This window comes from Methylomagnum ishizawai, from assembly GCF_019670005.1.
Classification (GTDB): domain Bacteria; phylum Pseudomonadota; class Gammaproteobacteria; order Methylococcales; family Methylococcaceae; genus Methylomagnum; species Methylomagnum ishizawai.
Window position 1 is genome coordinate 821,567 of sequence record NZ_AP019783.1, and the last position, 11,831, is coordinate 833,397.

Genomic DNA, 11,831 nt, shown 5'->3' on the forward strand with positions numbered 1-11,831 from the left:
AAGGGTCGAGACGAGATACCATTCTAGAAACTTTTCACGCGAGTGGAGCAACGGCGTTTGATTGGTTTTCATACATGAAGCGCTGGCGTGCCGCAATAACCTACCCGAATTGAACGCAGAGGAAACGACCATGACCCGGCCTAAACCCAACGCGCAGTGGCTGTGCTGCGCATCGATCATCGTCCTGTCCTTGAGCGCCTGCTCGCATAACGGGGGTAAGCTGAAGAATGGGGCCAATTTAACCGAGAACGCTCAACCAGCGTCAACGTCCGGCGAAAAAAAATCCCGCTCATCGACCGCCCGGACTTCCGGCAAGTGGCTCCGCAAGAAGGATAAGACCGTGGCTTCCACAGGAAGCCCATCCAGTAGCACCTCGCAATACGACAACCTCTGGGAACGATTGTTCGATCTCTACGACCTCCCGCCCATCGAACACGAGGAGATCGACCGCGAGTTCTCGTGGTTCCTGAACCACCCGACCTACATCCAGCGCGTGCAGCAACGCGCCGAGCCTTTCCTATACTCCATCGTCCGCCAGGTCGAGAAGCACGATATTCCGGGCGAAATCGCGCTGTTGCCGGTGATCGAGAGCGCGTTCCAGCCGCATGTGGTGTCCCCGGCCAACGCCGCCGGTATCTGGCAATTCATCCCGTCCACCGGGCGCATGTACGGGCTCAAGCAGAGCCGCTATTACGACGGGCGGCGCGATGTCTACGCCTCCACCCGCGCCGCCATCAAGTATCTGAAGAAGCTGCACAAGGATTTCAACGGCGATTGGTTGCTCGCCATCGCCGCCTATAACTGCGGCGAGGGCGCGGTGGGCCGGGCGGTCCAGCGGAACGCCAACCGTGGCCTGCCCACCGATTTCTGGTCCTTGGACCTGCCCCAGGAAACCCGGACCTATGTGCCGCGGTTGCTGGCGGTGTCGAAGATCTTCGTCGAGGCCGACCAGCACGGCATCGACCTCCGCGCCATCCCCAACCAAGCCCAGTACAAGGCCGTCAAGCTCAACCAACCGCTCGACCTGGCCCTGGCCGCCGATGCCGCCGATATGTCGTTGGATCAGCTGTTCGCGCTGAATCCGGGCTTCAAGCGCCAGCATACCGATGTCTCCGGCAGCTACCACCTGTTCATCCCCGCCGACAAGAAGACCGCCGATTTCAAGGAGGAATTGGAGCGGCTGGTCCAGGAAAGGCAGACCTCCGGCGGTTTCCAGGTCGGGCAGCAAGAACTGGGATCGGATAGCGCCGCCGCTGTCGAGAGTAGCCCGGCCGTGGCTACTCTCGACAGCGTGGAGTCGGCACCGACCGAATCCAGGGAATCCACCCCGGTGGCCTACCGATCGGCCAGTCTGGAACCCGCCGTGTCCAAGCCGCTGGCGGAGCCGGAAGCGACCCCGGTCGCCTATACGCCGGACCCGGCCCCAACCCCCGCCAAATCCAGATATGCGGCGCGGCGGGCATCCGCCACCCTGGCCGTCTATCAACCGGACAGCCCGGAACCCACCGCCACGCCCCAGCCCGTGGCCGAACCGGAACCGTCCCAGGACAGCCCGGAATCCGATTTCTCCAAGCCCTTGTCGGAACGGGAACTGACCCCGGTATCCCCCTCTTCCAGCTATCGGCCTGATAGCCAGGATTCCACCGCCCCGGATGACGCGGCCCTTGAGGAGCAACGGGAAGCCAGGGCGCGCGCCGCCCGCGAGGAACGCGCCGCCGCCAAGGCCCGCGAGCGGGAAGAGCGCGAGGCCCAGAAGGAGCGCCTCGCCCGCGCCGAGCGCGAATCCGCCAAGGAACGGGAGAAGGAGGCCAAGGAGCGCGAATCGCGCGAAAGGCTCGCCCATCGCGACGAAGCCGCCGGTAAGCATTCCGCCAAGGACGCGGACAAGGGCCGCGACGTCCACGACCGCCGCCATCCGGGCGAACTCGCCGCCGCCGAGGACAAATTCCGCGATCCCGGCTCGAAGAAAGGCAACTACACCGTGCAGCCCGGCGAAACCCTGTGGGCCGTGGCCCGCAAGCATTCGGTCGATGTCGGGCAACTGGCCAAATGGAACAATATTTCCGAGCAAACCCAGGTCAAGGCCGGGCAGAACCTGGTGGTTTGGGGCAAGGATGCCGGCAAGAAGCTGGTGATGGTGAATTCCGGCATACGGCCTTCCCAGTCCATCAAGAGCTATACCATCAAGGCGGGCGATACCCTGTTCTCGATTTCCCGGCGCTTCAATGTCAGCGTGGCGGAATTGCGCAAGTGGAACGGCGGTTCCAGCCTCGACAAGCAAATCCAGCCCGGCAAGAACATCACCGTCCAGAACGAGAAGGACTGAGCCGGTCCTTCCCGCCTTCCGATCCTCCCCGCCGCCCGGCGGGGAGCCGCCTCACTCCCGCAGCGTCAAGTTTCCCGGCAGCGCCACATGGCTGACCACGTAGCGGTGCTTGCCGGAAGCCTCGGGCGGGATGGCCGCGACCAGGTTCACCTCCACCCGCACCGGGCTGTCCATCCGCAGCCGTAGCAGCCGGACGATCTCCTCCCGCGCCCCGTCGCGCCAGGCGGCGTTGGGGACGATGGACACCTCCAGATGCTCCGGCGTCCATTGCACGATCTTGAATTCCCCCACGCCCTCGACCGCCCTGGGCACGTAGATCAGCGCCAGGGCGTGCATGATGGTCCCGTCCGGGCGCACCACGAAATCCGTGGTCCGGCCCATGACCTCGGCGAGGACGGGCAGGCCGCGCCCGTCCCGGCAGGTTTCCCCGGAGGCGCGGGCCATGTCGCCGGTGCGGTAGCGGAGGAAGGGCTGGGCTTCGGAGCAAAGATTGGTCAGCGTGACTTCGCCGATTTCGCCCGCCGCCACGGGTCGGCCTTGCGGGTCCAGGAGTTCCAGCAGGACCGTTTCGCCGTTGACCAGCAATTGCCCGGCGGGCGATTCCAACGCGACCAGCCCGCCGTCGCGGCAGCCGTATTCGTTGGCGACCGGCACGCCGAACACCTCGCCGACGAGGTGCCGTTGTTCCGGCAACAGGGGTTCCCCGGTGGCGCAGACCACCTTGAGCCGGGGCGTCTTGAGGCGGGCATTCCGGTTGCGGGCGTGTCGGGCCAGGAGGGCCAGGCTGCTGGCATAGCCATACACGCAGGCGGGGTCGAAGCGCCGTATCCGCTCCAGGTATTCGTCCATGGCCGGGACCGACATGGCGAAGGCGTTCAGCAGCAATTGGTTGAACAGCTGGTCGCGGAGGGTCTTGATGCGGTCGGTCTTGTTCAATTCCACCGGCGCGCCCCATAGGAACACCTCCGGCTCGCCGACCCCGATCCCCCACCAACGCCGCGCCCGCATCCGGGTGGCGGCGTCGGCGGCCTGCCGGGACCGGCCATAGTAGAAGATCAAGGGTTGGCCGCTGGAACCGCCGGTGTTGTAGCGGAACGCCCCGCCGGGCACGGTTTTCCAGACCATGGCCTCGCGGTGGGCCTGGGCGTCGGCCTTGTCCATGGTCGGCAGCCGCCGGAAATCTTCCAAGCCCAATTCCGCGGTGTCGTCCAGCGCCAGCCCGGCGGCGCGGATGCGGTCGGCGTGCCAGGGGCTGTGTTCCAGGGCGGTGCGGAGCAGCGCCTTGAGCTTCCGCAGTTGCAGGCGTTCCAGCGCCGCCCGGTCCAGCCATTGGCTGCGCTCCAGTTCGGCCAGATAGGCGAAGGTGGGGCGGCGCATCAGGCGTTCGTGCAGCGGGAACCAGAGGTGTCGGACCAGGGAGGGATGCATGGGATTCCGTCGGGTTGGGGTGGGCGGCGGATTGTAACACCCGGTTTCAGCCCATGGTCGGGACCGGCCTGTCCGCCCGCCGTGCCCGCCAGATCAGGAACAGGCCGAACGCCACCGCCGGGAGGCTGAGCCATTGCCCCAGGGTGATGGCCCAACCGCTATCGAATTCGGCCTGCCCTTCCTTGAAGAATTCCAGGAAGAACCGCGCCCCGAACACCAGCACGAAGAAGCGCCCGAACAGATAACCCTCCGGCCCGGCGTCGCCGCGCTTCAGGTAATAGCGGAACTGGAACAGGAAGATCAGCAGGTAGCCCAGCGCCTCGTAAAGCTGTACCGGATGGCGCGGCACCAGATCGACGCGGGAAAACACCACCGCCCAGGGCACGTCGGTGGCGCGGCCCAGGATTTCCGAATTGAAGAAATTGCCGATGCGGATCAAGGCGCCGGACAGGGGCACGGCCATGCCGATACGGTCGCAGACCCAGAGGAAGGATTGGTCGGTGGCCCGCCGCGCATACAGCCACACCCCGAGCAAGATGCCCGCCACCGCGCCATGGCTGGCCAGCCCGCCTTCCCAGACCGCCGGGATCTTCCAGGGATGGCTGAGGTAGAAACCGGGCTGGTAGAACAGCACATGGCCCAGCCGCGCCCCCAGCACCGTGCCGCCGATGACATACAGGGCCAGGTCGTAGACCTCGTCCTCCGGGCGGCCCTCGCGCCGGTAGAGCCAACGGAAGAACAAGGTGCCATAGACGAAGGTCGAGGCGAACAACAGCCCGTACCAATGGGCCGAATAATGGAACTGGCCGAAGGAAAGCGTGAACGCGATGGGGGAGACGTCCCAGGTCATGGTGTGGTGCCCTGTGTGGCCGGTGGATTTGTAAACGCGCCGCCGGGGATGCGGGCTTATTTCGCCATCAGGATGAGTTCGTTGTTGGCGTCGTCGATGGTCATGCGGAAGCGTTGCAGGAAGCTCATGCCCAGCAGCAGGGTGCCTTTCAGCTTGTCGTCGGCGATGAAGCTGACCTGTACATTCTGGGCCGATACCGCGCCCACCCGCACCGAGTCCAGCACGCCGATCCGCACCGGCACATTGCCGCTGGCGGTCTGGCTGGTGCCGGCTTGCAGGCTGTCGGGCGCGAAACCCAGTTCGGCGATGAGCGAGGCGGGCAGCACCAGGGTGGTGGCCCCGGTATCGACCAGCAGGATCAGGTTCTTGGCGACCCCGTTGGGACCGACGATGGCGGCGGGGACTTGGTGGTGGCTGCCGCTGCGCTGGGTTTTGATATAGGCGCGGTCGGCGGAGGTTTTGGGGCCGTCCGTGGGTTTGCGGCTGGTGATGCGGACTTGCTCGATGGCGTTGGGCGTGCCGATCAGCAGGTAGTTGTAGTCTTCGAGCAGGGTTTTGATGCGCTGGGTGGGTGTGCCCTCGGCCCGCGCCGCCACCGCGCCGGGTTCCAGCCGGTCCAGGCCCTCGATGGCGAAATGGCCTTGCCGGGCGAGGGTTTCCAGCGCGTCGCGCAGATCGCCCGGCGCGGCCTGGGCCGGCAGCGTCCAAACGCAGGCTATCCAGAGCAAGGGGCGGAGGGCGGTATGCATGAGGGCCTCGGCGACCGCTATTTATCGCGGATATAGTGGTAGATGTTCAGATAATCCCGCCCCGGATGGTTCCAGGAAAAATCCTGGCGGATGCCGTTCCGCATCAGTTCCCGGAACTCGACCGGATGGCGGTAATAACAACTGATCGCCCGGCCCAGGGCCGATTCCAACCCGCTGTAATCGTAATCCTTGAACACATAGCCATTGCGCTCATCCTCGGGCCGGTCCGAATAATCCCGGTCGAACACGGTATCGGCCAAGCCCCCGACTTCCCGCACCACCGGCACCGTGCCATAGCGCAGGGCGATCAACTGGGTCAGCCCGCACGGCTCGAAGCGGCTGGGCATCAGGATGATATCGGCCCCGGCGTAGATGAGATGGGAGAGTTCCTCGTTGAAGCCGATTTCGATATGGATGTCCGGGTTGTCGTCGAGTTGGCGCTTCAAGCCCCAGAAATAATGGTTGATCTGGCCATCGGCGCCCGCCCCCAGCAGCACGAACTGGCCGCGCCGGTGCAGGGTGTAGAACAGGGCGTGGCGCAGCAATTCCAGGCCCTTCTGCGGGTCCAGCCTGCCGATGAAGGCGATGATGGGTTTGTCGCTGTCGGCCAGCATCAGCCGGTCGCGGAGCGCCCGCTTGTTCTCGTATTTGTCGTCGAGGCTGTCCAGCCCGTAATGGTAGGGGATGTAGGGATCGATCTCGGGATTCCAGACCTTGTAATCGACGCCGTTGACCACGCCGCCGTATTTGGCGTGGTGGATGTGCAGGGTCGGCTCCAGCCCGAAGCCTTGGCCCTGGTCCTTGGCCTCGGCGGCGTGGCGCGGCGAGACCGTGGTCACGAAGTTGGAATACACCACCCCGGCCTTCATCAGGTTGAGGGCGTGCGGGTTGTGGTTGTCGCGCATCCGGTCGTAGTGGGCGTAATACTCGGGGCGGTTGAGCCCGGTGGCGTGCAGGAGTTGGGGGCCGGTCACGCCCTGGTGCTTGAAGTTGTGGATGGTGAAACACACCCTGGGGTGGGTCATGCCGAGGTGCTGGTAAATCTCGTACAGGAACACCGGGGCCAGGGCGGTCTGCCAATCGTGGCAATGGAGGATGTCGGGATGCTTGCCCGATTGCCATAGGAATTCCATCGCCGCCCGCGAGAAGAAGGCGAAGCGCAGCACATCGTCGTCGAAGCCGTAAATGCAACCCCGGTTGAAGAAGTTGTCGCTGGAGTGCGGTTCGATGAAGAAGCACTGCCGGCCATGCACGAAACCGAAGTACACGGTGCAATGGATGGAACCGTTGAACCAGGGCACCCACAGGTCGCTATAGGCCTCGTGCAAATCCCAGATATGGTCGTAGCGCAGGCAATCGTACTTGGGCAGGAGGATTTCGACGTGGTGGCCCCTGAGCTGTAATTCGTGGGTCAGGCCGAACACCATATCGGCCAGTCCGCCCACCTTGGCGACCGGGGCCAGCTCCGGGGTGAGGTGCACGATGAAGAGCTTGGGTTCTTGCGATGTCTCGGGCGGGCTGGGTGGGGCCTCCGGGGCCGGGGGTTCGGGCGGTTGCGGCCATTCCGGTTCGGGGACCAGGAAGGGCGGTTCCGGTTCGATGGGGGGATAGGCGGGTTCCGGCGGCGTCGCGGCGGGAGGTTCTGGCGTGATGGCGAGGCTTGGCGCGGTGTCCTGGACGGGCGGTTGTCCGCCTCGGATTGGGTTTTTCGTGGCCATGGGATGCGTCCGTTTTCCTACGGGTAGTGCTGCGAGTTCGTCCACCGATCCCGGTAACGGGCCGGTGGCTGGGTTCGTAGGCCGTAGTTTAAGCCATCCCTTATGGCGAAAGAATTGCGGGGAGGCCAGAGGCCTGGAGCTTGAATCCCCAGGTCCAAGGTCTCCAGCCTCCAGCCCCGTTCCCCAAGGCTCGTTTCAAGCCCGGCCGGCCACCAGGATGCGTCCCATGCCGGGGGCGAGTTCGAAGCCGAACGGCGCGGGCAGATACTCCATGGCCCATTCCGGCGAGGCATCGACCATGGGCGCGACGCTCTGCACGTAATGGTTGAGGTTGTCGGTATGGAAGTACTGCCGGTGCCAAATATCCTTGTTGAGGATGATCAAGGCTTCGCCGCCGGTCTTGGGCGAGGCTTTCCACAGCAGCAGGATGGAATGGTTCGGGTGATAAGGCAGCACCTCGGTGACGCTTTCCTCCATGAACACCGGATAGCGGCTTTTCACCGCGTTGACGTGCTGGATGAAGCCGGTCAGGTCGATGGCGGGGGTTTCCCAGTCTTCCGGGCGGCTGTCCACCACATGCAGGGCTTTGCGGAAACCGTACTCGAAACCCATCGGCATCATCACCCCGGCGGAGAACAGCGCGGCGAATAAATAGCGCTGTTTCATGGCGTCCGGGTTGCCGTGGACCTCGGCGAACAAGCGGGCGGTGTCGTGGCTTTCCGGGAAGCTGATCGAGGGCACGGTTTCGCGGGTCAGATGGTATTGCTCCATCAGCCACGGGCTGGAGAAATCCCACCATTTCGAGCTGTTGAAGATGTAATCGAACCCGGCGCGGGCGGTGTCCTTGGTTTGCTCGGGATTGCAGCCCAGGGTTTCGGCGGCGAACACCGTATCCGGCCATTTTTTACGGATATCGGCGATCAAGCGCCGCCAGAAATCGCTGGGCAATTGGTAGGCCGCGTCGCAGCGCAAACCCTTGAAACCCAGCTCCAGCAGGTATTCGACGGTTTTCAGGCAATAACGGTACAAGCCTTCGCGGTCGGAGGTGTGGGCGTGGTCGAAGCGGGCCAAGTCGTGCCAGACCACTTCCTGGCCGTCGTGGACGCAGGACGGATGGGCGATCTGGCCGTTCTTCTTGGCGAACCATTCGGGATGCTGCTTGAGCAGGGCCGAATCGTAGGCGCAATGGTTGATGACCAAGTCCACCATCATCGACAGCCCCAGTTTCTCGGCCTCGGTCACCACGGCCTTCATCTGGGCTTCGGGGGTGGCCGTGCCTTTCTCGGCCAGGAGCTTGGGGTTGAGGGCGAAATAATCCTTGATCGAATACAGGCTGCCGGATTGGCCGGTTTGCTGGACGGGATTGACGAAGATCCAATCGAAACCCATATGGGCGGCGCGTTCCAAATGGGGTTTCCATTGGTTCAGGCGGCCCGCCAATAGGGGGAATAGGTTGTAGATTTTCATGGGCTGGGTGTACCGGATAGCGCCCGCCGCGGTATGGGCGGGAAGAGGGGGATTTTAAGTCGCGGCCAGTTCGCGGTTGGGCCAATAGACTGTTTCCCCCCGGCGCGGGCCGCGTTTGGCCCTATTTCGCCTTCACCGCCACGATGATTTTCCCCCGCGCCCGCCCCGTTTGGCTCTGGCCCAGGGCGGCGGCCAGTTCCGCTAGGGGATAAACACTGTCGATCACGGTGCGGAGCGCGCCTTGCTGGGCCAGACCGGCCAGATAATCGAGATCGGCCCGGTTCGGCTTGACGGCGGTGAAGCGCAGGCGTTGGCGCGAATATAGCGGCAGGGTCCGGGCCTGGAGCCAAGGGCCGGGTTTGGCCAACAGCGAGACGTAGACGCCCGCCTCGGCCAACAGCGGACGCCAAGCCCCGAACGGGCGGTTCATCACCGTGTCGAGGATGACATCGAAACCCGGCTTCGAGGCCGCGGGTTCGCCTTGGGTGTAATCGATGACTTCATCCGCGCCCAGGCTCCGCACCAGTTCGATATTGCGGCCGCTGCACACGCCTGTGACCCCCGCGCCCAGGGCCTTGGCGATCTGCACCGCGTAATGGCCGACGCCACCCGCCGCGCCGACGATCAAGGCGCGTTGCCCGGCTTGTAAGCCGCCTGGGTCGCGCAGGGCTTGCAAGGCGGTCATCCCGGCCAGGGGCAGGCCCGCCGCCGCCCGGTCGTCCAGCGCGGCGGGGACCGGGGCGGCATAGGCGGCGTCCAGCACCAGATATTCCGCCGCCGCGCCCTGGGTTTTCAACGGCGACATGCCGAACACCCGGTCGCCGGGTTTGAAATCCGCGACTTCCGCGCCGATGGCCTCGACCGTCCCCGCGAAATCGAAACACGGCGTGGCGGGAAAGCCGGCCAGGCCCACGATCCAGCGCAGCCAACCGCCGCGCAATTTCCAATCGATGGGGTTCACCGAACTGGCCGCCACTTCGACCAGGATTTGCCGGGGACCGGGCGTGGGGATGGGGATTTCGGCCGGGCCGAGCTGGGCGAGGCCGCCATAGGGTTTGAATTGCATGGATTGCATCGGGGATCGCTCCTGTTGCGGGCTGGGAAGGTTCGGGCGGCGGCGTGGCTCACCATTTCAGGCGGATGCCGATGGATAGGGTGGAACTCCATAGTTTGCGGACCGAGCGCAGTTGGAAGGACAAGGCTTTCGGCGCGGCGGGCAGCGGGGTGTAGGCATCGAGCAGGGCGCGGAGGAGGCTGCCGCGGGCCGCGCCGCGCCGGGCCGGGACCAGCCAGCGCAGGAAGGTGGTGGCGATCCGTTCGACGTGGGAGGCCGCCGCGCCGCCATCCCGCCAAGAGCGCAGCAGCGCGGGTAGTGGATTCCTGAAGCGGGACCGTTGGCGTCTGGCCTGGGGGATTCGCATGGTGGGCTTCCTCGGGATGGGCGGGGACCGGGGCGGTTTCCGATGGACCGGAACGCCGCGCGCCATCATAGCCCAAACCCGTGCGGGGATCGCGGGGTCGCCGGGAGCGCGCCGGTTTGCTAGAGTTCCCCCCGCGCTAAGCGAACCGGAGGCGAACATGACCGCGATACTGTCGATGCTGGCCGTGCTGGGGACGGCCCTATGGTTTTACCGAACCGCCGGGCGGCGGGGCTTGCCGGGCCTGGCCTGGGCCATCGCCGGGGTGCTGGTCTATTACGGCGGATTTTTGTTCTGGATGTACGCCATCCTGCGCCCCGCCATGGGCGGCGGGTTCCAGGTCCATGGCTTTTGGACCGGCATCGGCATGGACCTAACCGCGATTGCCTGCGGGGCGCTGTGCATGGCCGGGTTCCGCCATCGGGTCTTGCTGAAAAAAGGCAGCCCGCCCGCCGAAACCCCGTTCTGAATCCGCGCCGCCGGGGCGGCGTTCACCAGGAGGTCGGCAGCTTGCGGACGATGCGCAACACCTTGCCCTCGGTCTCGATATAGCCGCCCCGGCCCAAATCCTTCATGATCCGGCTGACCATCTCGCGGGAGCAGCCCACCACGTTCGCCAAATCCTGATGGCTGGGCTTGCCCCGGATCATCCAACCGCCGTCGCATTCCACCGCCATGTTCTGCAAGGTTTTCACCAAGCGCCCGTAGACATCGGACAGGGCCAGCCCACGCACGCTCTCGGTCAGGGTGCGGATGCGCTTGGTCAGGTTGTGGATGATCGAACCCGCCGCGTCGGGGTGGTCCTTCAGCCAGTTCTGGAAGGCGGTGCGCGGGATCAGGAAGCAGGAGGTGGGTTCCAGGGTGATGACCGAGGCCGAGCGCGGCTCGCCGTCGAGCAGGGACAGTTCGCCGAACACCGACCCGGCCTCCTGGGTCGAGAGCGTCACCGTGCGGCCCGATTCGTTGCTGAGATAGGCCTGTATCTTGCCGCTCAGCACGATGAACAGGGCGCCGGCCTCGTCGCCCTCGTTGATGACCACGGCGTTCTTCGGGTAGGTCTTCTTGAGCGCGGATCCGGCCAGCCGTTCCAGTGCTTCGTCGGACACTTCCATGAAATAAGGGATGGTTTTCAATCCCGCCAGTGCTGGATTTGGCGCCATGGGCTAGAACTCGCTGCGAATAGGGTGAAATCCTTCGCATTGTCCGGTTTAGGACGGCGCTAGGCAAGGTAGGCGTTCGGGGCTGTGATGGGGTTCACGCCGGCCCCCCGGTTTGGGCGGGGGCGGCGGGGGAGGGACGGGTGTAGTAGGGGGGCTTGTTCCAGGGGCTTGTGCGGGGCGGGATGGGAGGGGGGATTAGCGGTCCAAGCCTCGGATTTCGCGGCGCAAGGTGGCGACTTCGGTTTCCAGGGTTCTGACCCGCTCGCGCAGCCTTTCTATTTCGCGTTGGGAGTCGATCAGTTCCAAGTCATCCCGCTCCGGCACGCCGTCGGAATTGGTGGCGTTGACGATGGTCGGTGCGGGCCAAGCGCTCGGTGCCCTGCTTCCATGGGCATTCTCGTCATGCCGCAAAATCAACAGGCTCGCTACCGCGAGTATCAAGCCGCCCCATAATATTTTCATGCCGTTATCGCTATCGCTATTTTCATGGTGTGACATATGCCAAAGACCTAACTTTATCTTGATTTTGACTGTCTTTCCGCTGCGGCGTAGGTTTTGGATCGAACCCATCGCGCCTCTTTTCCTGCGTGTTTCAGGATACAACGCGGGCGCGGTATTCATAGTGAAGATTACCGCCGAAGTTGTGAACTATTCACATTCCTGGATTCCCCGCTTGACAAACGCGCCCCGAGGGGGTGCCGATCCGGGCAATTTT

Annotated in this window: 11 protein-coding genes; 2 read left to right on the plus strand and 9 right to left on the minus strand. The window is 64.5% G+C overall.

The features are described from left to right. Positions 1–130: 130 nt before the first annotated feature. The gene (locus K5658_RS03710) at positions 131–2,326 is read left to right on the plus strand and encodes a LysM peptidoglycan-binding domain-containing protein (protein ID WP_221065642.1); all 2,196 of its coding nucleotides are present in this window, start codon (positions 131–133) and stop codon (positions 2,324–2,326) included. 51 nt (positions 2,327–2,377) lie between these two features. On the opposite strand, the gene K5658_RS03715 is transcribed toward K5658_RS03710, so the two are convergent. The 7 genes from K5658_RS03715 to K5658_RS03745 form a co-directional block, all read right to left on the minus strand. Next, positions 2,378–3,754 carry a phenylacetate--CoA ligase family protein gene (locus K5658_RS03715; protein WP_221065643.1) on the minus strand — a complete coding sequence of 459 codons (1,377 nt, stop codon included), beginning with the start codon at positions 3,752–3,754 and terminating at the stop codon, positions 2,378–2,380. Positions 3,755–3,800: 46 nt separating this feature from the next. Then, positions 3,801–4,604: a prolipoprotein diacylglyceryl transferase gene (gene lgt, locus K5658_RS03720; protein WP_221065644.1), complete on the minus strand. Its 804-nt coding sequence runs from the start codon at positions 4,602–4,604 to the stop codon at positions 3,801–3,803. Positions 4,605–4,660: 56 nt separating this feature from the next. Further along, positions 4,661–5,353 carry a retropepsin-like aspartic protease family protein gene (locus K5658_RS03725; RefSeq protein WP_221065645.1) on the minus strand — a complete coding sequence of 231 codons (693 nt, stop codon included), beginning with the start codon at positions 5,351–5,353 and terminating at the stop codon, positions 4,661–4,663. A 17-nt stretch (positions 5,354–5,370) separates the two neighbouring features. Then, the gene (locus K5658_RS03730) at positions 5,371–7,071 is read right to left on the minus strand and encodes a glycogen synthase (protein ID WP_221065646.1); all 1,701 of its coding nucleotides are present in this window, start codon (positions 7,069–7,071) and stop codon (positions 5,371–5,373) included. A 195-nt stretch (positions 7,072–7,266) separates the two neighbouring features. After that, positions 7,267–8,538 (minus strand): alpha-amylase family glycosyl hydrolase, encoded by a 1,272-nt coding sequence (locus K5658_RS03735; RefSeq protein WP_221065647.1) that lies wholly within the window; start codon positions 8,536–8,538, stop codon positions 7,267–7,269. 121 nt (positions 8,539–8,659) lie between these two features. Next, positions 8,660–9,613: an NAD(P)-dependent alcohol dehydrogenase gene (locus tag K5658_RS03740; protein WP_221065648.1), complete on the minus strand. Its 954-nt coding sequence runs from the start codon at positions 9,611–9,613 to the stop codon at positions 8,660–8,662. A 49-nt stretch (positions 9,614–9,662) separates the two neighbouring features. After that, complete coding sequence (locus tag K5658_RS03745; RefSeq protein ID WP_221065649.1) at positions 9,663–9,959, minus strand: hypothetical protein; 297 nt, start codon at positions 9,957–9,959, stop codon at positions 9,663–9,665. A gap of 157 nt (positions 9,960–10,116) precedes the next feature. Here K5658_RS03745 and K5658_RS03750 point away from each other — a divergent pair, with 157 nt between their 5' ends. Further along, complete coding sequence (locus tag K5658_RS03750) at positions 10,117–10,425, plus strand: hypothetical protein (protein WP_246628558.1); 309 nt, start codon at positions 10,117–10,119, stop codon at positions 10,423–10,425. 22 nt (positions 10,426–10,447) lie between these two features. Here the strand turns inward: K5658_RS03750 and K5658_RS03755 are convergent, their stop codons facing one another. Further along, complete coding sequence (locus K5658_RS03755; RefSeq protein WP_221065650.1) at positions 10,448–11,116, minus strand: Crp/Fnr family transcriptional regulator; 669 nt, start codon at positions 11,114–11,116, stop codon at positions 10,448–10,450. A gap of 195 nt (positions 11,117–11,311) precedes the next feature. Further along, on the minus strand, positions 11,312–11,578 hold the full coding sequence (locus K5658_RS03760) for a hypothetical protein (protein WP_221065651.1): 267 nt from the start codon (positions 11,576–11,578) through the stop codon (positions 11,312–11,314). Between the last annotated feature and the right edge of the window lie 253 nt (positions 11,579–11,831).